Annotated in this window: 25 protein-coding genes, 2 pseudogenes and 1 riboswitch; of the genes and pseudogenes, 21 read left to right on the plus strand and 6 right to left on the minus strand. The window is 71.6% G+C overall.

Features of this window, described 5'->3' with window-relative positions; translation table 11 throughout:
• Positions 1-17: 17 nt before the first annotated feature.
• The 5 genes from rpsK (at position 18) to truA (ending at position 3,592) form a co-directional block, all read left to right on the plus strand.
• On the plus strand, positions 18-425 hold the full coding sequence (rpsK, locus tag ODJ79_RS05995) for a 30S ribosomal protein S11 (RefSeq protein ID WP_014440747.1): 408 nt from the start codon (positions 18-20) through the stop codon (positions 423-425).
• 16 nt (positions 426-441) lie between these two features.
• Complete coding sequence (rpsD, locus tag ODJ79_RS06000) at positions 442-1,068, plus strand: 30S ribosomal protein S4 (protein WP_263022292.1); 627 nt, start codon at positions 442-444, stop codon at positions 1,066-1,068.
• 82 nt (positions 1,069-1,150) lie between these two features.
• Positions 1,151-2,173, plus strand: a complete 1,023-nt coding sequence (locus tag ODJ79_RS06005; RefSeq protein ID WP_020513615.1) for a DNA-directed RNA polymerase subunit alpha — start codon at positions 1,151-1,153, stop codon at positions 2,171-2,173.
• A 37-nt stretch (positions 2,174-2,210) separates the two neighbouring features.
• Positions 2,211-2,720, plus strand: coding sequence for a 50S ribosomal protein L17 (gene rplQ / locus ODJ79_RS06010; RefSeq protein ID WP_263022293.1), 510 nt, complete (start codon positions 2,211-2,213; stop codon positions 2,718-2,720).
• A 59-nt stretch (positions 2,721-2,779) separates the two neighbouring features.
• A complete protein-coding gene (truA, locus tag ODJ79_RS06015; protein WP_263022294.1) occupies positions 2,780-3,592 on the plus strand; it encodes a tRNA pseudouridine(38-40) synthase TruA in 813 nt (270 codons plus the stop codon).
• On the opposite strand, the gene ODJ79_RS06020 is transcribed toward truA, so the two are convergent.
• A complete protein-coding gene (locus ODJ79_RS06020; protein WP_263022295.1) occupies positions 3,589-4,371 on the minus strand; it encodes a hypothetical protein in 783 nt (260 codons plus the stop codon). The genes truA and ODJ79_RS06020 overlap by 4 nt on opposite strands.
• Before the next feature lie 96 nt (positions 4,372-4,467).
• Here ODJ79_RS06020 and ODJ79_RS06025 point away from each other — a divergent pair, with 96 nt between their 5' ends.
• From ODJ79_RS06025 to thiC, 9 genes and pseudogenes are all read left to right on the plus strand, one after another.
• The gene (locus ODJ79_RS06025; protein WP_263022296.1) at positions 4,468-5,079 is read left to right on the plus strand and encodes a class I SAM-dependent methyltransferase; all 612 of its coding nucleotides are present in this window, start codon (positions 4,468-4,470) and stop codon (positions 5,077-5,079) included.
• Positions 5,080-5,112: 33 nt separating this feature from the next.
• The gene (locus tag ODJ79_RS06030) at positions 5,113-6,759 is read left to right on the plus strand and encodes an ABC-F family ATP-binding cassette domain-containing protein (RefSeq protein ID WP_263022297.1); all 1,647 of its coding nucleotides are present in this window, start codon (positions 5,113-5,115) and stop codon (positions 6,757-6,759) included.
• Positions 6,760-6,815: 56 nt separating this feature from the next.
• Positions 6,816-6,927, plus strand: a riboswitch (TPP riboswitch).
• Positions 6,896-7,492, plus strand: a pseudogene (locus tag ODJ79_RS06035) (thiamine phosphate synthase); the annotation flags it as partial. It overlaps the preceding riboswitch by 32 nt.
• A gap of 122 nt (positions 7,493-7,614) precedes the next feature.
• Complete coding sequence (gene thiO, locus ODJ79_RS06040; protein ID WP_263022298.1) at positions 7,615-8,808, plus strand: glycine oxidase ThiO; 1,194 nt, start codon at positions 7,615-7,617, stop codon at positions 8,806-8,808.
• Positions 8,808-9,011: a sulfur carrier protein ThiS gene (gene thiS, locus ODJ79_RS06045; protein WP_263022299.1), complete on the plus strand. Its 204-nt coding sequence runs from the start codon at positions 8,808-8,810 to the stop codon at positions 9,009-9,011. Before thiO ends, thiS begins: the two co-directional genes overlap by 1 nt.
• Positions 9,008-9,754, plus strand: a complete 747-nt coding sequence (locus ODJ79_RS06050; protein WP_263022372.1) for a thiazole synthase — start codon at positions 9,008-9,010, stop codon at positions 9,752-9,754. The genes thiS and ODJ79_RS06050 overlap by 4 nt, the downstream gene beginning before the upstream one ends.
• Positions 9,748-10,332, plus strand: a pseudogene (locus ODJ79_RS06055) (thiamine phosphate synthase); the annotation flags it as partial. The gene ODJ79_RS06050 and the pseudogene ODJ79_RS06055, both read left to right, overlap by 7 nt.
• Before the next feature lie 281 nt (positions 10,333-10,613).
• Positions 10,614-11,375 (plus strand): bifunctional hydroxymethylpyrimidine kinase/phosphomethylpyrimidine kinase, encoded by a 762-nt coding sequence (gene thiD, locus ODJ79_RS06060; protein WP_263022300.1) that lies wholly within the window; start codon positions 10,614-10,616, stop codon positions 11,373-11,375.
• A 71-nt stretch (positions 11,376-11,446) separates the two neighbouring features.
• Positions 11,447-12,973 (plus strand): phosphomethylpyrimidine synthase ThiC, encoded by a 1,527-nt coding sequence (gene thiC / locus ODJ79_RS06065; protein WP_263022301.1) that lies wholly within the window; start codon positions 11,447-11,449, stop codon positions 12,971-12,973.
• Positions 12,974-13,085: 112 nt separating this feature from the next.
• On the opposite strand, the gene ODJ79_RS06070 is transcribed toward thiC, so the two are convergent.
• Complete coding sequence (locus ODJ79_RS06070) at positions 13,086-14,249, minus strand: hypothetical protein (RefSeq protein ID WP_263022302.1); 1,164 nt, start codon at positions 14,247-14,249, stop codon at positions 13,086-13,088.
• A gap of 88 nt (positions 14,250-14,337) precedes the next feature.
• The gene (locus tag ODJ79_RS06075; protein WP_263022303.1) at positions 14,338-15,504 is read right to left on the minus strand and encodes an ABC transporter substrate-binding protein; all 1,167 of its coding nucleotides are present in this window, start codon (positions 15,502-15,504) and stop codon (positions 14,338-14,340) included.
• Between the two features lie 410 nt (positions 15,505-15,914).
• Between ODJ79_RS06075 and ODJ79_RS06080 the strand changes: the two genes are divergently transcribed.
• The 4 genes from ODJ79_RS06080 to ODJ79_RS06095 are packed head-to-tail and all read left to right on the plus strand — an operon-like array spanning position 15,915 to position 20,224.
• Positions 15,915-18,824: a nitrate- and nitrite sensing domain-containing protein gene (locus ODJ79_RS06080; RefSeq protein ID WP_263022304.1), complete on the plus strand. Its 2,910-nt coding sequence runs from the start codon at positions 15,915-15,917 to the stop codon at positions 18,822-18,824.
• A complete protein-coding gene (locus ODJ79_RS06085) occupies positions 18,821-19,228 on the plus strand; it encodes a roadblock/LC7 domain-containing protein (RefSeq protein WP_263022305.1) in 408 nt (135 codons plus the stop codon). Before ODJ79_RS06080 ends, ODJ79_RS06085 begins: the two co-directional genes overlap by 4 nt.
• 32 nt (positions 19,229-19,260) lie before the next feature.
• Positions 19,261-19,623: a DUF742 domain-containing protein gene (locus ODJ79_RS06090; RefSeq protein WP_263022306.1), complete on the plus strand. Its 363-nt coding sequence runs from the start codon at positions 19,261-19,263 to the stop codon at positions 19,621-19,623.
• Positions 19,604-20,224, plus strand: a complete 621-nt coding sequence (locus ODJ79_RS06095) for a GTP-binding protein (protein WP_263022307.1) — start codon at positions 19,604-19,606, stop codon at positions 20,222-20,224. The genes ODJ79_RS06090 and ODJ79_RS06095 overlap by 20 nt, the downstream gene beginning before the upstream one ends.
• A gap of 144 nt (positions 20,225-20,368) precedes the next feature.
• Here ODJ79_RS06095 and ODJ79_RS06100 read toward each other — a convergent pair whose 3' ends face one another.
• Positions 20,369-21,514, minus strand: coding sequence for a uroporphyrinogen-III synthase (locus tag ODJ79_RS06100; protein ID WP_263022308.1), 1,146 nt, complete (start codon positions 21,512-21,514; stop codon positions 20,369-20,371).
• Positions 21,515-22,124: 610 nt separating this feature from the next.
• Between ODJ79_RS06100 and rplM the strand changes: the two genes are divergently transcribed.
• The 3 genes from rplM (at position 22,125) to glmM (ending at position 24,531) form a co-directional block, all read left to right on the plus strand.
• Complete coding sequence (gene rplM / locus ODJ79_RS06105) at positions 22,125-22,568, plus strand: 50S ribosomal protein L13 (protein WP_263022309.1); 444 nt, start codon at positions 22,125-22,127, stop codon at positions 22,566-22,568.
• Between the two features lie 20 nt (positions 22,569-22,588).
• Complete coding sequence (gene rpsI, locus ODJ79_RS06110; protein ID WP_263022310.1) at positions 22,589-23,086, plus strand: 30S ribosomal protein S9; 498 nt, start codon at positions 22,589-22,591, stop codon at positions 23,084-23,086.
• Between the two features lie 104 nt (positions 23,087-23,190).
• Positions 23,191-24,531, plus strand: coding sequence for a phosphoglucosamine mutase (glmM, locus tag ODJ79_RS06115; protein ID WP_263022311.1), 1,341 nt, complete (start codon positions 23,191-23,193; stop codon positions 24,529-24,531).
• Positions 24,532-24,541: 10 nt separating this feature from the next.
• Here glmM and ODJ79_RS06120 read toward each other — a convergent pair whose 3' ends face one another.
• The gene (locus ODJ79_RS06120) at positions 24,542-25,714 is read right to left on the minus strand and encodes a pyridoxal phosphate-dependent aminotransferase (protein ID WP_263022312.1); all 1,173 of its coding nucleotides are present in this window, start codon (positions 25,712-25,714) and stop codon (positions 24,542-24,544) included.
• Positions 25,711-26,619, minus strand: a complete 909-nt coding sequence (locus ODJ79_RS06125; protein WP_263022313.1) for an MmpS family transport accessory protein — start codon at positions 26,617-26,619, stop codon at positions 25,711-25,713. The genes ODJ79_RS06120 and ODJ79_RS06125 overlap by 4 nt, the downstream gene beginning before the upstream one ends.
• Positions 26,620-26,793: the final 174 nt, after the last annotated feature.

The following is a 26,793-nucleotide window of genomic DNA, read 5'->3' on the forward strand; positions in this document are numbered from 1 at the left end:
AAGGAGCGCACTGACTTATGCCACCGAAGGCACGCGCTGGGGCCGCAGTCAAGAAGGTCCGGCGCAAGGAACGCAAGAACGTCGCCCACGGGCAGGCGCACATCAAGAGCACCTTCAACAACACCATCGTGTCGATCACCGACCCGACCGGTGCGGTCATCTCCTGGGCCTCCTCGGGCCAGGTGGGCTTCAAGGGCTCCCGCAAGTCGACCCCGTTCGCGGCCCAGCTGGCCGCCGAGGCCGCCGCGCGCCGGGCGATGGAGCACGGCATGCGCAAGGTCGACGTGTTCGTCAAGGGCCCCGGCTCCGGCCGGGAGACCGCGATCCGTTCGCTCCAGGCCGCCGGCCTCGAGGTCGGGCAGATCTCCGACGTCACGCCGCAGCCGCACAACGGTTGCCGTCCGCCGAAGCGCCGCCGGGTCTGAGGGAGATACAGAGACAATGGCTCGTTATACAGGTGCGGACTGCAAGCGCTGCCGCCGCGAGAAGATGAAGCTGTTCCTCAAGGGCAGCAAGTGCGACGGGCCGAAGTGCCCGTTCGAGTCGCGTCCCTTCCCGCCCGGCCAGCACGGCCGCGGCCGGACCAAGGAGACCGAGTACCTGCTCCAGCACCGCGAGAAGCAGAAGGCCCGCCGCGCGTACGGCGTGCTCGAGAAGCAGTTCCGCGGCTACTACGAGGAGGCTGTCACCAAGCCCGGCAAGACCGGTGAGGTGCTGCTGCAGATCCTCGAGTCGCGGCTGGACAACGTGGTCTACCGGGCCGGCTACGCGCCGTCCCGCGACGCCGCCCGGCAGGTGGTCAAGCACGGCCACTTCCTGGTCAACGGCGTCAAGGTGGACATCCCGTCGTACCGGGTGAAGGAGCACGACATCGTCACGCTCCGGGAGAAGTCGAAGGAGATGACCCCCTTCGTCGTCGCCCAGGCCCAGGCCGGTTCCCGGCCGGTGCCGGCGTGGCTCGAGCCCATCCCCAGCGAGATGAAGATCCTCGTGCACTCGCTCCCGTCCCGCGCGGTCATCGACACGCAGGTCCAGGAGCAGCTGATCGTCGAGCTTTACTCCAAGTAAGGCAACTGGCCCGGCGTTTTTCCAAGCGCCGGGCCATCGGACGGCCATCAAATAGCGGGTGGCCTGACAGAAAGGCAAGCGCGTGCTCATCAGCCAGCGGCCGACCCTCTCGGAGGAGTCGCTCTCGGAGACCCGCTCCCGGTTCACCATCGAGCCCCTGGAGCCGGGTTTCGGCTACACCCTCGGCAACTCCCTCCGCCGGACCCTGCTGTCGTCCATCCCGGGCGCGGCGGTGACCAGCATCAAGATCGACGGCGTCCTGCACGAGTTCACCACGATCCCCGGTGTCAAGGAGGACGTGGTCGAGCTGGTCATGAACGTCAAGGAGCTCACCGTCAGCTCCGAGCACGACGAGCCGGTCAGCATGTACCTGCGCAAGCAGGGCCCGGGCGACGTCACCGCCGGTGACATCCAGCCCCCGGCCGGCGTCTCCGTGCACAACCCCGACCTGAAGCTGGCCACGCTCAACAGCAAGGGCCGGCTCGACATGGAGCTCACCGTCGAGCGGGGCCGTGGCTACGTCACGGCGGCGCAGAACAAGAACACCGGTGCGGAGATCGGCCGGATCCCGGTCGACTCGATCTACTCGCCGGTCATGAAGGTGACCTACCGCGTCGAGGCGACCCGTGTCGAGCAGCGCACCGACTTCGACCGCCTGATCATCGACGTCGAGTCGAAGGCGTCCATCTCGCCCCGCACCGCGCTGGCGTCGGCCGGCTCGACCCTCGTCGAGCTGTTCGGCCTCTGCCGCGAGCTGGACGAGACCGCCGAGGGCATCGACATCGGCCCGTCGCCGCAGGACGCGCAGCTCGCCGCCGACCTGGCCCTGCCGATCGAGGAGCTGGACCTCACCGTCCGGTCGTACAACTGCCTCAAGCGCGAGGGCATCAACAGCGTCGGCGAGCTGATCGGGCGCACCGAGGCCGACCTCCTCGATATAAGGAATTTCGGTCAGAAGTCCATCGACGAGGTCAAGATGAAGCTCGCCGGAATGGGCTTGGGACTCAAGGACAGCGCGCCGTCCTTCGACCCGGCGCACGTCGTGGATTCGTTCGGCGACGTGGACTACGACACCGACGACTACCGCGAGACCGAGCAGCTGTAAGCTCGGCGGCCGCGCCATTCACCAAGGAGCATCAGAAATGCCCACGCCCACCAAGGGTCCCCGCCTCGGCGGCAGCCCGGCGCACGAGAAGCTGATCCTGGCCAACCTGGCCACGGAGCTCTTCCGGCACGGGAAGATCAAGACCACCGAGACGAAGGCCAAGCGGCTGCGCCCGCTGGCTGAGCAGCTCATCACGAAGGCCAAGCGCGGCGACCTGCACTCCCGTCGCCGGGTTCTGACCGTCGTGCGGGACAAGGACGTCGTGTACGCCCTGTTCGAGCAGATCGCTCCGCGGTACGGCAACCGGCCGGGCGGCTACACCCGCATCACCAAGACCGGCCCGCGCAAGGGCGACGCCGCTCCGATGGCCGTCATCGAGCTGGTCGAGGAGCTGCAGGTCGCAGCGACCACGGCGCCGGCCAAGAAGGCCGCCAAGAAGGCCGCGGCGCAGCAGGACAAGGTCGAGGCGCTGGCCCGCGAGGACGAGGCGCCCGCCGCCACCTCCGAGGCCGTGGCCGACGACCAGGCCGAGGGCGACGAGAAGTAATTGTCTTGGCGAAAGGCCCGGCACCCCTGGGTGCCGGGCCTTTCTTGTCGGAGGGGCGAATGGGATCCATCCGCTTGCGCCTGGATGTGTCGTACGACGGCGCCGACTTCTCGGGGTGGGCCGCACAGCCGACGCGGCGCACCGTGGCGGGCGTGCTCACCGAGGCGTTCGGTCGTCTGGTCGGTGCCGACACGCCGCTCGGGCTGACCGTCGCCGGGCGTACCGACGCCGGGGTGCACGCCACCGGGCAGGTCTGTCACGTCGACGTCCCGCTCGAGGCCTGGGCCGACCTGGAAGGGTCGCTGCTGCGGCGGCTGGCGGCGTTGATGCCGCCGGACGCCCGGGTGCGGGCGATCACCCCGGTGCCGCCCACCTTCGACGCGCGGTTCTCGGCGACCTTCCGGCGGTACGAGTACCGGGTCGCGGACACGCCGTGGGGGCCGGAGCCGCTGCGCCGGCACGACACGCTGGGCTGGGTGCGGCCGCTCGACCTCGACCGGCTCGGCGCGGCCGCGGCGGGGCTGGTGGGGGAGCACGACTACGCGGCGTACTGCAAGCGCAAGGAGCACGGCACGACCGTACGGGCGATCACCCGGCTGGACTGGCGGCGCGATCCGGACGGGGTGTGCGTGGCGACCGTGCAGGCCGACGCGTTTTGCCAGTCGATGGTGCGCAGCCTGGTCGGGGCGATGCTCACGGTCGGCGACGGGCGGCGCGAGCCGTCCTGGCCCGCGACCCTGCTCACGCTGCGGGAACGCTCGAGCGAGGTGACGGTGGCGCCGGCACACGGGCTGACGCTGGTGGCGGTGGGGTACGCGGACGAGGCCGACTACGCGGCCCGAGCGGAGGCAACGCGCCGGCTGCGGGCCTAAGGGGCTGCCGACATGGCGGCCGCGCGCCGGCCCAGCACCGTGGTGCCGAGATAGCTGTCGACCAGGTCGCTGGTGATCCGGGCGGCGTACGGGTCGTCGGCGGTGACCACCGCGCCGTCCGGCCGGTTGATCACGCAGTACAGCAGGTAGTGGCCGCGGGCGCGCCAGCCCACCTGGGACGTGGGCAGCGCGTACGGGTCCGGGTTGGTGGTCGGCAGGGTCGTGAACGTGCCGTCGCCGGTCTCCACCACGTGCCGCAGCCGCCCGTCGACGTACTCCGCCCCGGCCGCGTCGGCCAGGTCGAACACGCCCGCGGTGACCTGGTAGCCGCCGTACGGTGCGACCAGACCGGCGCGTACCACCTGGTCGCAGCCGTGCGCGGCGAGCAGCGCGGCCAGCTCGCCGAACGCCGCGGAGCGGCAGTCGGCGTCGAGGTGGGTCATGGTGATCCGGTACGGCGAGGCCGCGGCCGGACGCACCGCGGCCTGGTCCGGAAAGATCTCCTCGATCGAGAGCGGCGCCGTGTCGACCTGCCGGGAGTCGAGCGCGTCGGCCGCGACCGGGGGGCCGCCGGCCGGCGCGGGCGGGTCGGCACGGTGCTGCTCGCCGGCCACCACGAAGAACACGCCGACCGCGAGCAGCGCCAGCAGGATCAGCCCGCCGAGGCCACGCACCAGGATCTCGGCGGCACGCTCCGGCCGGCGGGCGGCGCGGCGGCGGATGCGGCGAAGCGAGCGGTGCTGTCTGGCGGGCGCGAGCGAGGGAGTCCCGTACAGCATGATTTTCACGTTAGAAGCGCACGGCGGTCGATGAACGCACTGACTGTGCGGCACCCCGGCGTGCCGTGTCGTTCGGAACGGCGGCAGACTGGCGGGGTGACCGCCGAGCATTACTTCAGCGCCGAGCCCACCGCGCCCGCCCAGCGCGGCGAGATCGAGTTCAGCGCCGCGGGGCGCGACTACCGGCTGACCGTGGCGTCGGGTGTCTTCTCGGCCGGTCGGCTCGACCCGGGCACCGCCGTCCTGCTGCGAAAGGGTGACCTGCCCACGGCCACGACCACCGGGGTCTTCCTGGACCTCGGTTGCGGGTACGGGCCGATCGCCGCGGTGCTGGCCACCGAGTCACCGCGGGCGACCGTCTGGGCGGTCGACGTGAACTCGCGGGCCCGCGAGCTGACCGCCGAGAACGCCGAGTCGCTCGGCCTCGGCAACCTCGAAGTGGCCGAGCCCGACGAGGTGCCCGGCGACGTCGTCTTCGACCAGATCTGGAGCAATCCGCCGACCCACGTCGGCAAGGCCGAGCTGCGCGCGCTGATGGAGCGCTGGCTGCCCCGGCTGGCCGTGGACGGCGTGGCCTGGCTGGTGATCAACCGGCATCTCGGCGGGGACTCGTTGCATGCCTGGCTGGTCGAGCTCGGCTGGGAGGTCGAGCGGGTGGCCAGCCAGAAGGGGTTCCGCGTGCTGAAGGTGACGCGGAAAACCGGCTGACCGGAACGCTCGCCGCCCGGGAGAATGCCGCCCATGGGTTACGTGGATGTCGCCGGGGTGGGGTTCGTGCTGCCCGACGGCCGGGAGCTGTTCGCCGACGTGTCGTTCCGGGTCGGCGAGGGCGCCAAGGTCGCGCTGGTCGGTCCGAACGGCGCCGGCAAGACCACGCTGCTGCGGATGGTCGCCGGCGACCTGCCGACCCCGGTCGGCGGCATCGCGCGCTCCGGCGGGCTGGGGGTGATGCGCCAGTTCATCGGCATGATCGGCGACGACCGTACGCTCGAAGACCTCGCTCTCTCGCTGGTCGAGCCCGCGCTGGGCGCCGCCGGGGAGCGGCTCGCCACGGCCGCGGCGGCTCTCGACGAGACCGAGCGCAGCCAGCTGGCGTACGCGAATGCCCTGGCGCACTGGGGCGAGGTGGGCGGCTACGACGCCGAGGTCCTCTTCGACACCGTGGCGGTCGGCATTCTCGGCAAGCCGTGGGAGGAGGTACGCGCCCGGCCGGTCCGCACCCTCTCCGGTGGGCAGCAGAAACGGTTCGCGCTCGACCTGTTGCTGCGCGGCCGGGACGAGGTGCTGCTGCTCGACGAGCCGGACAACTTTCTCGACGTGCCCGGCAAACGCTGGCTCGAGGCGCGGCTGCGCGAGTCGCCGAAATCCGTGCTCTACGTCTCGCACGACCGCGAGCTGCTGGCCGAGACGGCCAGCCGGGTGGTCGCGGTGGAGGGCGGCTCCGCGTGGACGCATCCGGGCGGCTTCGCCTCCTGGCACGAGGCTCGGGTGCACCGGCACGAGAAGCTCGAGGAGAACCGCCGCCGCTGGGACGAGGAGCATCAGAAGCTGCGCGAGCAGATGCTGATGTACAAGCAGAAGGCTGCCTACAACTCCGATATGGCCTCTCGGTATCAGTCCGCGCAGACGAAGTTGCGGAAGTTCGAGGAGGCGGGCCCGCCGCCGCTGCCGCCGAAGGACCAGTCGCTGCGGATGGACCTGCGCGGCGGCCGCACCGGCAAGCGGGCGGTGATCTGCGAGCAACTGGAGATGGAAGACCTGACCTTCCCGTTCGACCTGGAGATCTGGTACGGCGACCGGGTCGCCGTGCTGGGCGCGAACGGCACCGGTAAGTCGCACTTCCTGCGGCTGCTCGCGGCCGGCGGCACCGACCCGGAGGCCGAGAACAAGCCGGTGGACGGCGCGCCGCTCGCGCACGTGGCGCACACCGGGGTGGCGCGGCTCGGTGCGCGGGTCCGTCCCGGGCACTTCTCGCAGACGCACGACCGGCCCGAGCTTCTCGAACGCACGCTCGTGGAGATCCTCTGGCGGGGCGATGACCACCGTGCCGGACGGGACCGGGCCGGGGCGATGAAGGCGCTCAATCGGTACGAGCTGGCGGGTCAGGGCGACCAGCGGTTCGGCACGCTCTCCGGCGGGCAGCAGGCACGATTCCTGGTGCTGCTGCTGGAGCTGTCCGGGGCGACCGTTCTGTTGCTGGACGAACCGACGGACAACTTGGACCTCGCCTCGGCGGAGGCCCTGGAAGAGGGGCTGAAGCAGTTCGAGGGGACGGTGATAGCGGTCACCCACGACCGATGGTTCACCCGATCGTTCGACCGGTTCGTGCTGTTCCAGGGCGACGGCGAGGTGATCGAGACCCCGGAGCCGGTCTGGGACGTCCGCTGAGCCGGCCGGCTCCGATCGCTAGTTTTTCGCCGCCGGGCCGGTTATGGTCCGGGATAAGACAACCCCACGGGAGTCCGGAGCACCGGGCTGAGAGGGGGGCTGATGCGGCCCCCGACCGTCGAACCTGATCCGGATCATGCCGGCGCAGGGAGGAGCGTTCGTTTTGTTTCCTCGCTTGCACATCATCACCGACTCGCTCGCGGTCGTGCGGGCGGCGGTCGGGCACGGGCCGGTCGCCATCCAGGTGCGGGTCAAGACGTCGGACCGGGCGGCCTTTGAGCTGACCGTGGCGGCGCTCGACGTCTGCCGGGCTGCCGGGGCGCTGTGCCTGGTGGACGATCGGGTCGGGGTGGCGCTCGCGGCCGGTGCGGACGGCGTCCACGTCGGTGCCGAGGACCTGCCGGTGGCGGCGGTGCGCCGGGTGCTGGGTGCGTCGGCCGTCGTCGGAGCCACCTGCCGTACGCCGGAGGCCGCGCGGGCCGCCGTCGCGGACGGGGCCGGCTATCTCGGTGTCGGACCGGCGTTCGCCACGACCAGCAAGGACGGGTTGCCGGCGCCGCTCGGGGCGGCCGGCATCGGCGCGGTGGCCGACGCGGTGCCCGGAACGCCGGTGATCGCGATCGGGGGGATCACCGCGGATCGAGTCCGTGAACTGCCCGGATACGGGGTTGCGGTGATCTCGGCGATCGCCCGCGACCCGGCCGGCGGGACGATCGCGCTGCTCGACGCCCTCGCCCCGCGCGGCGATCTTCGGCTGCCGACCGATCTTCGGCTGCCGAGCGATCTGCGGCCGCCGAGCGATCTTCGGCCGAGTGGCGATCCTGGGGAGTTGCGGGCCGGCGCGGGCGGTGCTCGATGACCGGGCCGCGGGTCGCGATCGTCGGGGCCGGGATCATCGGGCTGGCCATCGGCTGGCGGCTGCGGCAGCGTGGCGTGTCCGACCTCGCCCTGCTCGACAGCGGCGAACCGGGCGCCTGGCACGTCGCGGCCGGCATGCTCGCGCCCGGGGGCGAGTCCGCCTTCGAGCAACCGGCGCTGGTCCGGCTCCTCGATGAGGCGAACGAGCGCTGGCCGGCCTTCGCCGCCGAGCTCGGCGTGGACGTCGGCTACGACGCCACCGGCACGCTCGGGCTGGCGATGACCGCGGACGACCTGGCCGAGGCGGCCCGGGTCTGGACCCGGCAGAAGCTGCCCCTGCTGCGCCCCTCGGAGCTGCGCGAACGCGAGCCGGCCCTGTCGCCGCGGGTGCGGGCCGGGGTGCACGCGCCGACCGAGCGGCAGGTCGACCCGCGCAAGGTGGTGGCGGCCCTCCGGGACCGGCTGGCCGACCGGATCGTGGCCAAGCGCGTCGAGGACCTGTCCGAGGTGGACGCGGACGTCGTCGTGGTGGCGGCCGGCTGCGGCACCGCCGAGCTGACCGGGCTGCCGGTGCGGCCGGTCAAGGGCCAGCTGGTGCGGCTGCGCGGCGAGCCCGGCCTGCTGCGGCACGTGCTCGACGCGACCGTCGACGGCCGGCACGTCTACCTCGTGCCCCGGGCCGACGGCGAGATCGTGGTGGGCGCGACCCAGGAGGAGCGAACCGATCACGCGATCACCGCGGGCGGGGTGCACGAGCTGCTGCACGCCGCGCTCGACGTGGTGCCCGGGCTCGCCGAGCTGGAGCTGGTGGAGACCACCGTCGGGCACCGGCCGGGCACGCCGGACAACGCGCCGCTGCTGGGACCGCTCGACGGCGACCGCCGGGTGGTCGTGGCGGCCGGGCATCACCGCAACGGGGTGCTGCTCGCCCCGATCACCGCGGATCTGATCGCCGCCCTGGTGGCCGACGGTCACGCCGATCCGCTGCTCGCGCAGTTCGCGCCGGGACGGCTGGAGAGGACGCCGCCCGGAAAGTCACGGCTCGGCGAGAGCGAGAGCGAGAGCAAGCGCGAGAGCAAGCGCGAGAACGAGCGCGAGAGCGAGAGCCAGAACGAGCGCGAGAGCGAGAGCCAGAACGAGCGCGAGAACGAGCGCGAGAACGAGCGCGAGAAGCGGCCGGGGAGGTTCTGATGCGGTTGACGGTCAACGGGCGGGAGCTCGTCGAGAGCGGCGACGGGCTCTCGGTGGCGGCGCTGGTCGAGCGGCTCACCGAGGCCCGGCGCGGGGTGGCGGTCGCGGTCAACGGGACGGTGGTGCCCCGCTCGACCTGGGCGACCAGCCGGGTAGTGGACGGGGACGCCGTCGAGGTGCTCACCGCGGCGCAGGGAGGCTGATCGTGGAGTTCGGCGAAGGCCTCATCCTCGGCACCGGCGGCGCGACCAGCCTCGTGGCGCTGGAGGAGGCGATCACGGCGTCCGGCGCCGAGCTGGTCACGGTCGCGCTGCGCCGCGTGGACGCCGCCGGGCCCGGCCTGCTGCCGATGCTCGACCGGCTCGGCGTGCGGGTGCTGCCGAACACGGCCGGCTGCTACACGGCCGGCGACGCGATCAAGACCGCGCACCTGGCCCGGGACGCGTTCGAGACCGACCTGATCAAGCTGGAGGTGATCGGCGACGAACGCACCCTGCTGCCCGACGGCGTGGAGTTGCTGCGGGCGGCGGAGGCGTTGGTGGCCGACGGGTTCACGGTGTTGCCGTACACCAGCGACGATCCGATCCTGGCCCGCCGGCTGGCCGACGCCGGGTGCGCGGCGGTGATGCCGGCCGGGTCGCCGATCGGCTCCGGGCTCGGCATCTCCAACCCGCACCACATCCGGCTGATCCGCCAGTCGGTCGAGGTGCCGGTCGTCCTCGACGCGGGCATCGGCACCGCCTCGGACGCGGCGCTGGCGATGGAGCTGGGCTGCGACGCGGTGCTGATCGCGAGCGCGATCACCCGGGCCGACGACCCCGCCGGGATGGCGGCGGCGATGCGGCACGCGGTCCGGGCCGGCCGGCTCGCCTACACGTCGGGGCGGATTCCCCGTCGCTTCCACGCCGTCGCGTCCACCTCGGACGAGGGGCTCGCCCGGTGGTGACGCCGAGCGGGTTGGTGCTGCTCACCGATCGGCGGCTCGCCTGCGGCTCGCTTCCGCGGGTGGTTGCGGCCGCGGTCCGCGGCGGCGTCGCGTGGGTCATTCTCCGGGAGCGCGATCTGCCGTACGCCGAGAGACGAGCGCTCGCCGTCACCCTCCGCGACCTCCTGCCGCCGGGCCGGCTCATCGTCTCCGGGCCCGACCCGCTCGGCGCGGACGCGGTGCACCTGGCCGAGGCGGATCCGTTGCCGGCCGCCGAGGTGGCGCTGATCGGGCGCTCCTGCCACGACACGCCGCAACTGACCATCGAGGACTATGTGACGTTGTCGCCGGTCTACCCGACCCAGACGAAGCCGGGGTACGGACCGGCGCTCGCCCCGGCGGCGGCCGCCGAGCTCGCGGGCCTGGTGCCGTGGCTCGCGCTCGGCGGGGTCGACACGGCGGACCGGGCGGCGGCCTGCGCGGTCGCCGGGGCGCAGGGCATCGCCGTGATGGGCGCCATCATGCGGGCGAGCGACCCGGAGCGGACGGCGCGGGAGCTGGCCGCGGGCTTCGGGGCGGCCCGTTCGGCCTGCCGCCGGGAGGAGGCCGCCACCGAGGTGTCGACATCGAGTTCAGCCGATCAATTCGACGCGGCGACAACCGATCAGCACGACGCAGCTGCCGCCGACGACCACGACGCGGCGTGCGATCTGGACGGTTGCGCGGCCGAGCCGGGGTCCGAGGTGCGGCCGACCGGTGCGGCCCTGGCGGCCGGCGCCGCGGGGTCGGCCCGGCCGGTCGGCTCGGCCCGGCCCGCGGGGACGGCTCGGCCGGCGCCCTCGCCGGAGGGCCGCCGACCGCGGGGAACGGCCAGGCCGCGATGAATCCGCCGGTGGTGTTGACGATCGCCGGGTCGGATTCCGGTGGGGGAGCCGGGATTCAGGCCGACCTCAAGACGTTCGCGGCGCTCGGGGCGTACGGGACCTGCGTCGTCACGGCGATCACGGCGCAGAACACGGTCGGCGTCACCGCTGTTCACCCGGTGCCGATCGAGGTGGTGGCCGCGCAGCTGGATGCGGTGCTGGCCGACTTCGAGGTGTCGGCGGTGAAGGTCGGGATGATCGGGGACCGGGCGGTGGCCGAGCTCATCCGGGAGCGCGGCGCTCGGCTGCCCAACCTGGTCGTCGATCCGGTGCTGGTGGCCACCTCGGGTGCGCGGCTCGCGACCGCCGTCTCGGTCGCGCCACTCGTGGCGTACGGGGAAAGCATCTTGACGCCGAACCGGCAGGAAGCCGCGGCACTCAGCGGAAGTCCCGTGGAGACCGCGGACGACATGGTGTCGGCGGCCGTCCGGCTCGCCGACGGTGGCGCGCGAGCGGTGGTGGTGACCGGCAGCGAGCTGGCGGTCGACGTGCTGCGGCACGGCGGACGGACCACGATGCTGCGCGGCGAGCCCGTGGACACCAGAAACAACCACGGGTCGGGTTGCACCTTCTCGTCGGCGCTCGCGGTGCGGCTGGCGTTCGGCGATGCGGTGCCGGAGGCGGTCTCGGCCGCCAAGAAGTACGTGACGACCGCACTGCGAGGTGGTCGTGATTGGCGGCTGGGCGCCGGGCCCGGGCCGCTGAACCACTTCGCCTGATCATTGCGGGCCCGGGACCTGGGATTCGTGCTGCCATCAGGCGCCCGTTATCTACCTACTTGGGAGGAAAAATGAGGCGGAAGGTCTACGTCGAGGGCTCGCGCTCCGATCTGCGCGTGCCGTTCAACGAGGTGGTGCTCGGCGACGGGAACGCGCCGGTTCGCCTGTACGACACGTCCGGACCGGGCAGCGACCCGGCGGCCGGGCTGCCGCCGCTGCGAGAGTCGTGGCGCGGCTCGCACGGAACCCAGCTGGCCGCCGCGCGGGCGGGCGTGATCACGCCGGAGATGGAGTTCGTGGCGATCCGGGAGGGCGTCGACGCCACGCTCGTCCGGGACGAGATCGCGGCCGGGCGGGCCGTGCTGCCGGCCAACCGGAACCATCCGGAGTCGGAGCCGATGGTGATCGGGTCGCGGTTCCTCGTGAAGGTCAACGCCAACATCGGTACCTCGGCGGTCACCTCGTCGGTGGCCGAGGAGGTGGAGAAGATGACCTGGGCGACCCGGTGGGGCGCGGACACCGTGATGGACCTGTCGACCGGGCCGCGGATCCACGAGACCCGGGAGGCGATCATCCGGAACTCGCCGGTGCCGATCGGGACCGTGCCGATCTACCAGGCGCTCGAGAAGGTCAACGGCGACCCGCTGCGGCTCACCTGGGAGATCTTCCGGGAGACCGTGCTGGAGCAGGCCGAGCAGGGCGTGGACTACATGACGATCCACGCCGGGGTGCTCCTGCCGTACGTGCCGCTGACCGCTGCCCGGGTGACCGGGATCGTGTCGCGGGGTGGTTCGATCATGGCGGCCTGGTGTCTCGCGTACCACCGGGAGAATTTCCTCTACGAGAACTTCGAGGAGCTCTGCCGGATCTTCGCGGACTACGACATCACGTTCTCGCTCGGCGACGGGCTGCGGCCCGGATCGATCGCCGACGCCAACGACGAGGCCCAGTTCAGCGAGTTGCGGACGCTGGGCGAACTGACCCACCTCGCCTGGCAGCACGACGTGCAGGTGATGGTCGAGGGGCCCGGCCACGTGCCGATGCACAAGATCAAGGAGAACGTGGACCTGCAGGTCGAGCTGTGCGGCGGGGCGCCGTTCTACACGCTCGGGCCGCTGACCACGGACATCGCGCCGGCCTACGACCACATCACCTCGGCGATCGGGGCCGCGATGATCGGCATGTTCGGGACGGCGATGCTCTGTTACGTGACGCCCAAGGAGCATCTCGGGCTGCCGAACCGGGACGACGTGAAGGCCGGGATGATCGCGTACAAGATCGCGGCGCACGCGGCCGACCTCGCGAAAGGGCACCCGGGGGCACAGGCGTGGGACGACGCGCTGTCGAAGGCGCGTTTCGAGTTCCGCTGGGAGGACCAGTTCGAGCTGGCCCTCGATCCGGAGACGGCTCGGGCATATCACGACGAAACGCTTCCGGCGGCGCCCGCCAAGACCGCGCATTTCTGCTCGATGTGCGGGCCGAAGTTCTGCTCGATGAAGATCTCGCACGAGATCCGGGCCCGAGGTATGCAGGAGAAGTCGGACGAGTTCGTGGCCGGCGGCGGCAAGGTCTACGTCGAGCTGCAGGCGGGAGCCTAGGCCCGCCCGCCACCGGGTCGAGCTGGTAGAACGTGACGTAGTGGTCGGGGTGAACCAGTCTCCTGGCGGACCGGTTCATCACGATCCGGTACGCGTCGCGCGTGATGTTCGGCTATCCGTTACCCAGGCCGCTGACCCAGGTCGCCACGTTGTCCTGCTGCTGTTGCTGCTGGTCGGGCCGTTGCCGGGGGCGCTTGGCCCGGCCGCGGGCCGGCTGCGGCGGGACCGGCTGCTGCTGCGGCGGCGGCTGCTGCGGGGTGAAGCCGTCGAACGAGGGCAGGTCCTTCATCGAGAAGACGCCGGTGTCCGACGGGCGGAGCTGCTCCTGGGGGCGCTGCGCGGCCGAGGCCGCCGCCCGGGCGATCGTCGGCTCGGGCTGCGCGCCGCGCTTGGGCAGTGCCGGGCGGTCCGGCGTCGGCGAGGCCGGCGGCTGGACTGCCGGGGAGCGGCGCAGCACGGCCGCCAGCACCGAGCCGAGCACGCCGGCGCCGGCCGCGGTCATCGCCGCCCAGTACGGAACGGCCTGGTACTGGTCGTCGGCCGAGCCTGGGCCGGCGATCAGGTAGGACACCGTGAGCAGGGCGGGGCCGGCCAGCCCGGCGAGCGCGATGGTCAGCGTCGACAGGCCGTGGCGCCGAGCCGACCAGCCGACCGCGAGGCCGGCCAGCAGGGCCAGCGCGGGCATCGTGAACAGGGCGGTCCGCTTGATGACATCGGCGGAGAGGAACTCGGGTTCGAGCACGCCCAGGCGTACGGCCGACGTGGTTTTGCCCGGAGCCAGACCCGGCGCCACCGAGACCAGCGCGATCACCCACACGGCGATGCCCACCGTGCTGAAGTTCCACCTGGCCACCGACCGGCTCAGCGCCGCGTAGGCGGCGAAGATGCCGGCCGACGCGCCCAGCGCGGCGCAGATGCCGATCACCAGGACCGGCTGGACCCCGTCGACGTGCATGCTGCGGGCCGGCTGCATGGTCAGCGGCGCGACCGCCGCCGCGCCGATCCCCGCGGCCACCGAGCTGACCAGCCGGGTACCCGCGCCGGACCCCCTGGGCAGATGGCGCCGGGCGGCGATGCCACCGACCACGGCCGCGGTCATCGCGAACCAGGCGACCCAGGCCAGCTGGGCGGTCCAGTGGTCACGCATGGTGATGTCAAGAGTGCGGCTGAGCACCACGATGCCGAGGCCGTAAGCCAGCCCGAGCTGGCTGGCGCCGGCCAGCGCGGCAACGCCGAGCGCGACTCCTACCAGTTTGACGGAGGTCCGGAAAGCCATGCCGCGCACGTTACGGAATGGGGGCCCCGGCACGCCACTCCACATCCGTTTCTTAAGAAAGCTTTTGGCGGCTCACGCTTCGTAGTTCCTAGGACGCGAGTCGCCAGCGGCCGGCCCGTGCCACCAGCAGAGTCATCGCCTGCGGCATGAGCCCGGAGTGATTGGCCGGGGTCAGGCGGATCGGGCCGGAGATCCCGTCGATCTGCGAGGTCTCCAGAATTGCCCGGATCTGGTCGTGGTTGTTACCCACCCGGGTGACGGCCGCGGCGATCAGATCGACCGCGTCGGCCGCGAATGCGGCCACGCCGGAGTAATTGCCGTACCGCGAGATGTAGTCGCGGAACCATTCCTTGCGGGCCGCCTTGGCCGGGGTCGTCGCGATCACGTCGTCGATGGCCAGGATCTGGGTGAACACCATCGTGGCATCGTCCGTGGCCGCGGCCGATGCCTTCGGGATGAACATGTCGCTCGCGGCGGCCGCATCGAGATAGAGCGCGCCCTTGAACGCGGCGGCCTTGGCGCCGATGGCGGCGAGCGCGGCCTGGTCCGGCCCGGTCAGCACGAGCAGCGCGGCCGGCTTGGTGTCGGTGAGCGTGCCGACCGTCTGGCTGATGTCGGTGGCGGTGGGCTTGACCGAGCGGGCGAGGGTGATCGGGATGTGGGCCTTGGCGAGCTCGGCGGTCAGCACCTTCTCGCCGCCGCTGCCGTACAGGTCGTCGGTGTAGAGGACCGCGACGTTCGGCACCTTGGTCCGGCTCAGCTCGGCCACCAGGGTGGCCGAGCTGTCGGACGAGTTGGGGCCGAGCTTGAAGACGTACTGCCGGTCGGCAACCGGCTGGGCGACCTCGTCCGCGGCGGCCAGCGCGATGGTCGGGACCTTCTTCGTGCCGATCGTGCGGGCGGCCTCGACGACGCAGTCGTTGCACGAGCCCATCACCATCGCGGCCACCGTCGGGTCGTCGGCGAGCGCGCTGACGTTGCGTACCGAGGTGGCGGGGTCGGAGCGGTTGTCCTGGGTGCGCAGCACCAGCTTCTTGTCGCCCAGCCGGCCGGACGCGTTCTCCTGCTCGATCCGCAGTTGCAGGGCGCGGCCGTACGCGATGTCCACGGGGGACGAGTTGTCCAGGTCGGCGCCGATCACGATGGTGTTGCCGCCACCGTCCGAGCCCGCACCGTCCGAAGTGCAGCCGGTCAGCCCGGCGAGCAGTAGCGTCGAGGCCACGACGGATGCCGTGGCGAGGCGGGGGAGCCTCACTGCGGTGCCTCCTCGAGGGGCGGAAACGCGGTGCACCGGCGGCAAGAGCAACCGCCGCGGCGCGTCGATTCGGACAGCATGTCCGTCCGATCGCGACAAACCTTGCCAACGGGAAGGCACCTGGTCAAGCTCGTGCGGATCAGCGTTCCGAGACAACCGTCTCATATATTGGTTGGAATCTTGACGTTGATCTGTAATCGGAAAATTACCGTGCGTATTCGCCCGGACATTCGTGCACGTCAACGCCTCAAGGCTGTCGAATGTGGAACTGAAAGTGTTGTTACTGAACGGACAACAAGTTTGTTTCCGGGCGGACTCAGACTTCCCAAACACCAACTGTCTCTGATGAAATCGCCGGGCTGCAGCCTCTGGCGCGCGAAGAGACACGGGGATGGCACGGAGGAGAAGTCGTGAGCACCGGATCTTCGACCCAGGTGACACGCCGTGGTGTCTTCCCACGGCTGCGGGACGCGCGGATCCGGGCCAAGCTGGCTCTCATCCTGTTCGTTCCGCTGGCCGCCGTCATCGTGCTTGCGACCGCCCGCCTCGTTGATGTCAGTGGTCAGGCCACCTCGGCCGGCCAGGTGGAGAAACTGACCGAGCTCGGCACCGACGTCTCCGATCTCACCCAGCTCCTGCACGGCGAACGGATGCAAGCTGCCGCGTACCTCGCCTCGGGAACCGGACCGTCCACAGCGTACGACGACGCGGTCAAGGCCACCGACAAGGCGGTCGCCTCCTACCGGACCCATCGGCAAGCCCTCGAAGACCCGCCGGTCGCGGTGCAGAGCCGCCTGGTCCAGATCGACGACAACCTCACCACGCTGGACACCACCCGCAACGCGGTCAGCAAGCGGGACGGGATCAGCGTGGCCGAGGCCATGTCACGGTACGGGGTGGTGCTCACCGACCTGCTCGGCTACGGCGACGCGGTCAGCCAGTTCGCCGGCGACGACAAGGTCGGCGACAGCCTGCGGGCGACCAGTGCGTTCGCCAAGGCCAAGTCGGGGGCCGCCGATCTCGAGGCGGACTCGTACTCGGCCCTGATCTCCGGGGACCTCAGCCCCGAGCAGCGGTCCTCGTTCATCGCGGCGCAGACCGGCCAGCAGGAAGGCCTGCTCACCTTCGCCTCGTTCGCCACACCCGAGCAGCAGGCCCTCGTGGACAACGTGGTCACCGGCGATGCGGTCAACCTCGCCGACGAGGTCTCGATCCAGCTCGGCCGCGGCGTGGCCGTGCCGGCCGTCGAGGTCACCAACGCCCTCGGCGCGGTCGTCGACCTGATGCGCTGGGCCGAGGTGCAGCTGGAGGGCAAGAACCTCGCGCTCGCCGCCGACCAGCGCAGTGCGGTGACCCGCCAGGCCGCGCTCGAGGCCACCCTCGTGCTGCTGGTGCTCGTCGTCGCGGTGGCGCTTGCGGTGATTCTGGCCCGGTCGCTCAACATGTCGCTGCGCCGCCTCCGGGAGGGCGCGCTCGCGGTGGCCAACCGCGACCTGCCGGACGCCGTCGCCCGGCTGCGCGACGCCCGCACCCTCGGCGAGAGCGGCGCCGAGGAGATCGTCGACCAGTTGCGCGACCCGATCCGGCTCACCAACCGCGACGAGATCGGCCAGGTCGCCCAGGCGTTCAACGTGGTTCACCGCGAAGCGGTCCGGATCGCGGCCGAGCAGGCCGCGCTGCGCACCACGGTCTCGGCGATGTTCCTCAACCTGGCCCGCCGCTCGCAGTCGCTGGTCGACCGCATGATCGGCGAGCTGGACAGCATCGAGCGCACCGAGGAGGACCCGAAGCGCCTGGCCCGGCTCTTCGAGCTCGACCACCTCGCCACCCGGATGCGCCGTAACGACGAGAACCTGCTGGTGCTGGCGGGCGCCGACTCCAGCGCGCCGCGTCGCGAGGACGCGCTGCTGGTCGACGCGCTGCGGGCCAGCCAGTCCGAGGTGGAGCTCTACAACCGCATCGAGTTCGGCACCGTCGACACCGACGTCGCGATCGCCGCGGTCGCCGTCAACGACGTCGTCCGCCTGGTCGCCGAGCTGCTCGACAACGCCACCCGGTTCTCCCCGCCGACCACCACGGTGGTCGCCGACGGCCGGCGCATCCGCGACTACGTGGTGATCCAGGTGGAGGACCGCGGCCTGGGCATGTCCGAGCAGCAGATGGACCAGCTGAACCGGCGGCTCGCCGAGACGCCCGACGTGGACGTGGCCGCGTTCCGGCTGATGGGTCTGGCCGTGGTCAGCCGGCTCGCCAGCCGGTACGGCATCCGGGTCGAGCTGCGCGCCAACATCGAGGGCGGCACCGTCGCCCAGGTGATCCTGCCGAACAGCATCGTGGTGCTCCCGCACCGCGGCGGCGGCGCGCTGCCCAGCCCGCCGCCCGCCCCGGAGCTCGGCGCGGCGCCCGGCGGATGGGCGAGCTCGCGGGCCGCGACGGCCACCCTGCCGGCGATCTCCGCGTCCGAGCAGTGGCGGGACCCGTCGGCGCACCCGCAGCTGCCGGCCTTCCCCTCGCAGCGGCCACCGATGACCACACCGACGCCGGACCGGCCGCCGCTGCCCACCCGGGTGGCGAAGCCGATCACCGCGCAGACCACGCCGTCGATGAACGGCTTCACGCCCTCGCCGATGTCGCCGACCCCGCAGCCGGCTCAGCCGGACTCGGGCAGCTGGGGTGCCGCCCTGGCGGCCATGCCGCCGGTGCCGGCGCAACCCGAGGTCGCGCCCGAGCCGGAGCGCACCGAGGCGCCGATCTTCGTACAGATGCAGCAGAGCTGGTTCCGGAACCATGACGCGGCGGCCACCGAGGAGTGGGGGATGCCGACCGCCGGGTACGCACCACCGCCCAACTCGGGTAAGTCGTCGGCCGTTACCTCCGCTCCTAAGCCGGCTGCTCCTGCTCCGGCTGCTCCTGCTCCGGCTGCTCCTGCTCCTGCTCCTGCTCCCGCTCCCGCTGCTCCGGTCCGGGAGACGGCCCCGTCGGTGCCCGCCGCGGAGACGAACGGACACAACGGAGCCTCGGTGCCGAAGCCGCGACCGGCGGCGGAAGACCGGTGGCGGACGGCGGCCGACGACGGGTGGAAGCGGGCGATGGCGGCGGCCGCTCCGGTCGACGCCGGCACCACGCGGTCGGGTCTGCCCAAGCGCGTACCGCAGGCACAGCTGGTGCCCGGCGGCGTGCAGGCCGGCCCGCCCAACCAGAACCGTCGCAGCCCCGACGAGGTCCGCGGACTCCTGTCCGCGTACCACCGTGGTGTGCAACGAGGGCGGACGGACGGCACGGCCGAGAACGCCCTCCAGGCTAAGGAGAACGACCAGTGACCAGGCCCTCGACCATGCACGACATGGGATGGCTGCTCAACAACTTCGCCAACAGCGTCGCGGGCATCGCGCACGTCGTGGCGGTGTCGGCCGACGGGCTGCTGCTGGCCTGCTCCCGCGACCTGCCGTCGGACCGGGCCGACCAGCTCGCCGCGATCGCGTCCGGCGTCGTGAGCCTCACCGAGGGCGCCTCCCGGATGTTCCACGCCGGCGCCGTCCAGCAGACGATCATCGAGATGGCGAGCGGCTACCTGTTCCTCATGTCCGTCAGCGACGGCTCGTCGATGGCCGTGCTCGCCGCCCGCAGCTGCGACGTCGGCCAGGTCGGCTACGAGATGGCGCTGCTCGTCGAGCGGGTCGGCGCCGCGCTCACCCCCGCCCCACGCGAGGCCGTGAATCATTAGCCGGCGGTCGGCGGAGAGGGGGTGATCGCGTCATGGGGCAGCCACAGGACCCACGGGGCAACCTGGTTCGCCCGTACGCGGTCACTCGCGGACGGACCGAGCCACGCCGTGACATACCGATCGAGGCGGTCCTGGTAGCCAGCCAGGCAGCCGTGCAGGAGGCCCGGTTCGCCGGGCATGACAAGTACCGCATCGCGGTGCTCTGCGAGACGAAGGCGCAGTCCCTGGCCGAGCTCTCCGCCCTCACCCGGCTGCCGCTGGGTGTCGCGCGGGTGCTGGTCGCGGACATGGTGACCGACGGACTGCTGTCGTTGCACAGCGCCGCTCCCAAGAAGGGCTTCACGGAGCGGATGGATCTGCTGGAAAGGGTGTTGAGTGGACTTCGCAAGCTCTGAGCGAGCGGGGGCGCAGCCCAAGGAGATCACCTCCGCGAAGATCGTGGTTGCGGGCGGCTTCGGCGTCGGCAAGACGACGCTCGTCGGGTCGGTCTCCGAGATCGAGCCGCTGACCACCGAGGCCATCATGACCTCGGCCGGGCACGGCGTCGACGACGCGTCCAAGGTGCCCGGCAAGGAGACCACCACGGTGGCGATGGACTTCGGCCGTATCACGATGGCCGAGGACCTGATCCTCTACCTCTTCGGCACGCCCGGGCAGACCCGCTTCTGGTTCATGTGGGACGAGCTCATCCGGGGCGCGGTCGGCGCCGCGGTGCTGGTCGACACGCGGCGGATCGCGGACGCGTTCGCGCCGCTCGACTACTTCGAGAACCGGCATCTGCCGTACATCGTGGCCCTCAACTGCTTCGACGGAGCGCCGCGGTACGAGCCCGACGAGGTACGTGAGGCACTGGCCATCCCGCCGCACGTGCCGCTGGTGATGTGCGACGCCCGGCATCGGGACTCGGTGAAGCAGGTGCTCGTGCATGTCGTCGAGCACGCGATGGCTACCCTGGTGGCCGAGCAGAGCGGCGGCTACCCGGCCGTCGTCGGGTAGCGCGCCCGTCGGTTGGCGCGGTCGCCGGTTAGCGCGCTTGTTGCTTAGCGCGGTCGCCGGTTAGCGCGCTTGTCGGTTGGCGCGGTCGCGGGTTAGCGCGCTTGTTGCTTAGCGCGCTTGTTGCTTAGCGCGCTTGTCGGTTGGTTACGCGGGCAGGCGGTAGCCGCGCTTCACCACGGTCTGGACCACGCCGGGCGCTCGCAGCCCGGCGCGGAGCCGGGCCACCGCCATCTCCACCGCGTGCTCGTCGGCGCCGCGGGGGAGAGCGTGCAGCAGGGCCGCCCGGGAGAGCACCCGCCCGGGCGCGGCCGCCAGCGCGCGCAGCACGGCCATCGGGGCCGGGGCGAGCGGTCGCAGGTCGCCGTCGACGATCGCGGCGTGTCCCCGCAGGGTCAGCGAGTGACCGGCCACCTCCAGCGAGACCGCCCGTTTCGGCAGCTCCTCCACGATCGTGCGGACCAGGGCGCTGAGCCGGGCCCGGGCCGGCGCCACGATCGGCACGCCGAGCCGGCGCAGCGGAGCCGCGGTGACCGGGCCCACGCAGGCCACCAGGACGTCGGTGCGCAGCGCCGCGACCAGATCCTCCCCGGCGGGCTCCCCGGCCCGCAGCAGCGCGTTGACGGCCGCGGCCGAGGTGAACGTCACGGCGTCGACCAGGTGACCGGCGATCAGATCGACCAGGCGGTGCAGCGGCGCCGGGTCGGTGGGCGGCGCCCACCGGTAGACCGGCACCTCGAGCACCCGGGCGCCGGCCGCCTCGAGCGCCTCGGTGTACTCGGGCTGGCTCTCCCCGTGCAGCTGCATCGCGACGGTGAGTCCGGCCACATCCCGGGCGGTGAGGTGGTCGACGACCTCCTCGTAGCTCTCGCCCTCGGGCGACCAGTGATCGTGCAGGCCGGCCGAGCGGATGGCGGCCCGGGCCTTGGGGCCACGACTGATCAGGTACGCCCGGGCGAGCACCGCCCGCAGCGGCTCCGCCAGGCCCCAGCCCTCGGCCGCCTCCAGCCAGCCGCGCAGGCCGATACCGGTGCTGACCAGCACGATGTCGGGCGGTGAGTCGAGGCAGGCTCGGGTGGCGGCGCGCAGCTCGGCGTCGTCGGCGATCGGGACGATGCGCAGCGCCGGCGCCAGCACCACCCGGGCGCCGCGGCTCTCCAGCAACCCGGCCAGCTCGTCCCGCCGGCGGTCGGCGGTGACGCCGACCGTGTAACCGGACAGGGCGGCGGTCGGCTCGGCCAGGGCGGCGGCCTTGATCACCGTCCGTCGCGGTCCCGGAGTCCGGTAGGTCATCCGGCGGGGGCTCCGATATCGAAGATCCCGGTATTCAGAAGTCGCGGCGTGGCCGGGCGGTCCACCGAAGGGCACGCTCGGAGCTCGCCGTCCTCAGCGTCGACCCGCTCCCATGTCACGCCTGCGATCTCCGCCGTACCTCCGTCCGGCGCACACCGCGACTCCTCTTCGCCGAACCGGCGTACCGGAACGGCGGTCACCGTCAGGTCCGTCCTCAACCCTGACGGTGGCCCTCCCATAGTGCGCTGTCGGGGCACGCCGAGGCTATGCCCTGCCGCCGTCCTCGACGGGTGCGCACCATTGGCCATGACCGAAGCCTGCCGGTGGGGGATTTCGACGTGACGTCCCGTTTGTTTCGAACCTGCTAAGAGCTGAGGTCGGCAGTTCCGGATCCCGGGGTCGGGTGCGTCGGGGACGCGGAGTATGCTTGTTGCGCATATTGTTGGGGGTCCGGCAGGGCCGCCATCGTTTTGACCACGCGCCGCGCGGCCGGGTATTGTTGCCTGCTGTTGTGTGACAGCTGCGAGCGTCCCCACTCGGGTACGCTTGACGTTCGCGCTCGACGCGACCAGCGCGCGACCCCAGACCGACGACAAGACAAGGTAATTCTGTGCGTACGTACAGCCCGAAGCCGGGTGAGATCGAGCGTCAGTGGCACATTATCGACGCTTCTGACGTCGTCCTGGGCCGCCTGGCTACCCACACCGCCAACCTTCTGCGTGGCAAGCACAAGCCGACCTTCGCGCCGCACGTCGACACCGGCGACTTCGTGGTGATCATCAACGCGGGCAAGGTGGCGCTCACCGGCAACAAGCGGCAGACCAAGGTGGCGTACCGCCACTCCGGTTACCCCGGCGGTCTCAAGCAGGTCGGGTACGAGGAGCTGCTGACCAAGCGCCCGGAGAAGGCGATCGAGCTCGCCGTGAAGGGCATGCTCCCGCACAACAAGCTCGCGCGGCAGATCATCAAGAAGCTCAAGGTCTACCCGGGCGCCGAGCACCCGCACGCCGCTCAGCAGCCGAAGCCGTTCGAAATCACCCAGATCGCGCAGTGAGCGCGGGAGAAGGCAGCAGCATGTCCGACATCATCGAGCCCGAGGTCGTCGAGACCGTCGAGGAGCCCGCTGAGACGGTCGTCGTGGTCGAGACGCCCGCGCCGGCCCCGGTCCGCGCCCCGCGTCCCGGTGACCGTCCGATCCAGACCGTCGGCCGCCGCAAGGAGGCCATCGTCCGGGTGCGCCTCGTCCCCGGCTCCGGCAAGATCGTCTGCAACGGCCGTGACCTGGAGAACTACTTCCCGAGCAAGGTGCACCAGCAGCTCATCCGCGAGCCGCTGACCACCGCCGAGAAGGCCGAGCAGTTCGACGTGATCGCGAACCTGCGCGGCGGCGGCATCACCGGCCAGGCCGGCGCTCTCCGCCTCGGCATCGCCCGCGCGCTGATCACCAGCGACCCGGACGATCGTCCCGCCCTCAAGAAGGCCGGCTTCCTCACCCGGGACGCCCGGGTCAAGGAGAGCAAGAAGTACGGTCTCAAGAAGGCCCGTAAGGCTCCGCAGTACTCGAAGCGCTGATCATTTGCCAGGCGGCCGGGTTCGCCCCCTCCAAGTCGGGGGCGTGTCCGGCCGTTTTGCGTTTTCCTTGAAAGCGTTGGCGATTCTCTGAAAGGACGGCGCCGATGGGGCGACTGTTCGGTACCGACGGCGTGCGCGGGCTCGCCAACGGCGACCTCACCCCCGAACTGGCCCTCTCCGTCGCGGTCGCGGCGGCCCGGGTCCTCGTCGAGAGCGACAGCAGCCACCGGCCGCTGGCGATCGTCGGGCGGGACCCGCGGGCCAGCGGCGAGATGCTCGAGGCCGCCGTCGTGGCCGGGCTGACCAGCGCCGGAGCCAACGTCGTCCGGGTCGGGGTGCTGCCCACGCCGGCCGTGGCCTACCTGGTCGCGCAGACCAACGCCGATCTCGGCGTGATGCTCTCCGCCTCCCACAACGCGATGCCGGACAACGGGATCAAGCTGTTCGCGGCCGGCGGCACCAAGCTGCCGGACGAGCTCGAGGCACGCATCGAGCAGGCGATCGAGGACGGGCACGGGCTGATCGGCCGCCCCACCGGCGCCGGCATCGGCCGGGTGCACGACCTGCTGGACGGGGCCGAGCACTACGTCAAGCACCTGGTCGGGTCCGTTCCACACACCCTCAACGGCCTCAAGGTCGTGGTCGACTGCGCGAACGGGGCGGCCAGCGAGGTCGGGCCGACCGCGTACGAGGAGGCCGGCGCCGAGGTCATCGCGATCCACGCCGAGCCGGACGGCCTCAACATCAACGAGGACTGCGGCTCGACGCACATGGACAAGGTGCGCGAGCGGGTCATCGCCGAGGGCGCCGACCTGGGCATCGCGCACGACGGCGACGCCGACCGGTGCCTCGCGGTCACCGCATCGGGTGACATCGTCGACGGCGACCAGATCATGGCGATCCTGGCGCTGGCCATGCGTGACGCCGGGACGCTGACCGAGGACACGCTGGTGGCCACGGTGATGAGCAACCTGGGCCTGCGGATCGCGATGAAGCACTCCGGCATCAAGCTGATCGAGGCGAAGGTCGGCGACCGGTACGTGCTCGAGGAGCTGAACTCCGGCGGGCTGGCGCTCGGCGGCGAGCAGAGCGGGCACATCGTGATGCCGGCGTTCGCGACCACCGGGGACGGCGTGCTGACCGGGCTGCACCTGATGGCGCAGCTGGCGGCCTCCGGCAAGTCGCTGGCCGACCTGGCCGCGGTGGTGCACAAGCTGCCCCAGGTGCTGATCAACGTGCGAGTCGCCAACCGCGAGGCCGGTGCCACCGCGCCGGCCGTGCTGGCCGCGGTGTCGGCGGCCGAGGCGGAGCTGGGCGAGACCGGGCGGGTGCTGCTGCGCCCGTCGGGGACCGAGCCGCTCGTCCGCGTGATGGTCGAGGCCGCCACGGAGGAGCAGGCTCGCGCGGTCGCCACCCGGATCGCCGACGAGGTCAAGGCCTTCTGACGAGGCACTCCTAGCGGCTCAGTTTCGTCAGCCGCTGGGCCGCTTCGTCGATGACCTCCTCGCGCTTGCAGAAGGCGAAGCGGATCAGGTGCCGGCCGGCCTCCTGATGGTCGTAGAAGACCTGGGTGGGCACCGCCACCACGCCACACCGGGCGGGCAGGCCGCGGCAGAAGTCGGCGCCGTCGGTTCCGCCCAGCGGCGTTATGTCGGCAGTCACGAAATAGGTGCCCTCCGAGGGCAGCACGGCGAAGCCCGCCTCGGTCAGGCCACCGACCAGGCGGTCGCGGCGAGCCTGCAAGCCCGCCCGGAAGCCGCTGAAGTACTCGTCGGGCAGCCCGAGGGCGACCGCGACGGCCGGCTGGAGCGGGCCGGCGTTGACGAAGGTCAGGAACTGCTTCACCCGGGCGACCGTGGCGACCAGGGCGGCCGGGCCGGTCGCCCAGCCGACCTTCCAGCCCGTACACGAGAAGGTCTTGCCGGCCGACGAGATCCGCAGCGTGCGCTCGCCCATGCCGGGCAGGCTCGCCAGCGGGACGTGCGGCTCGGCGGCGTCGGTGAAGACCAGGTGCTCGTAGACCTCGTCGGTCACCGCGTACACGTCGTTCTCCTGGCAGAGCTCGGCGATCAGGGTGAGCTCGGCGCGGGTGAAGACCTTGCCGGTCGGGTTGTGCGGCGAGTTGAGCAACACCATCCGGGTTCGCGGCCCGAAGGCGGCGCGCAGCTCGTCCTCGTCGAACCGGTACCGGCCGTCCGGGCCGGGGCGCAGGGTGACCGGCCGTCGTACGGCGCCGGCCAGGGTGATCGAGGCCGCATACGAGTCGTAGTACGGCTCGAAGCAGACCACCTCGTCGCCCGGCTCGCAGAGGCCGAGGATCGCGGCGGCGACCGCCTCGGTGGCGCCCGCGGTGACCACGACCTCGCCGTCCGGGTCCCGGTCGAGGCCCCAGAACCGGCGCTCGTGGCCGACGATGGCCGTGCGCAGGGCCGGGATGCCGTAGAGCGGCGGGTACTGGTTGGCGAGGCCGTGCCGGGCCACCGCGTCGAGCATCTCGGCGGGGCCGTCGGTGTCCGGGAAGCCCTGGCCCAGGTTGATCGAGCCGGTGCTCAGGGCCAGCGCGGACATCTCGGTGAAGATCGTCGTGCCGAACGCGCGCATGCGCTCGACCAGCGGGTCCCGGGTCATGCCAGCGCCAGGTGGGTGCAGGTGACGGTGGCGAACGCGGAGCTGCCCGAGGTGCTGGCCTTGACCTCGGCGCCGTCGATCAGCGCCCGGCACTTGACCGAGCCGTCGTTGGCGCCGAGCCGTACCACGATCACCGAGAGCAGAGCCGGGGTCTGCACCTGGGCGCTGAACTTCCAGGGCAGCGGCACGTCGTCGAGCCGGACCGGGGTGTCGCCCACCTTCTGCAGGTAGACGATCGAGACCGGGCCGTCGCCGGAGACCTCGTAGGTCACCGTGATCGTCCGGCCGGTGCCGTCGGTCGGCAGGTCGGTGGGCAGGCCCGGCAGGGTGGGCACCGCGGTCGGCAGGTTGTCGAACGGGGCCTCGGCGGTCTCCCTGGCCTTCTCGGCCAGGTTGTGGGCGATCAGCACGCCGGCCGTCACGATGCCGCCGCAGAGCAGCAGGGTGACCGCCAGGATCACGGCGACGATCGGGGTGTTGCTCTTGCGAGGCGGTCGCCCGTATCCCGGTTGTCCATATCCCGGTTGTCCGTATCCCGGCGGCGCGTATCCGGGTTGCGGCGCGTATCCCGGCGGCGGGTAACCCGATTGTGGCGGGTAACCCGGTGGTGGCGCGTACCCCGGTTGCGCTGCGTACCCGGGTTGCGGCCCTTGCCCGCCCGGGTAGCCGCCGTAGTCGGGGGTGTGGCCCGGCGCCGGGTAGTCGACCGGCGGCTGGGCCGGGAACTGCGAGGTCGGCGGATTGTCCGGCTCGGGGATCGAGGCCTGCCCGGGCGCGTACGCGGGCGGTTGATATGCCTGCGGCTGCTCCGAAAGCGCGTCCCCGGAGGGGGTCGGCCAGGGCTGCCCCGAGATCGGGGCGCCGGCGGTCGGATCCGGCGGCGGGTTGTCGGGCTGGTTGGTCACGCGTCTCTCCCGGTACGGCGCAGCCCTTCGGCGCGCAAGCCGACGGTACGCCTGTTACGCCACCGCCGGAGCGCGGGGCATCCACTCTTCGGTCACCACCCGAACACTCTTTCGAGCAGATCCGTTGCTTGAAAGTGTGCCTCTTGCGCATGCCAGGTGAGCGGTCGTCGGTTA

The sequence above is a fragment of the Actinoplanes sp. KI2 genome, assembly GCF_025630775.1.
In the GTDB taxonomy this organism is placed as follows: domain Bacteria; phylum Actinomycetota; class Actinomycetes; order Mycobacteriales; family Micromonosporaceae; genus Actinoplanes.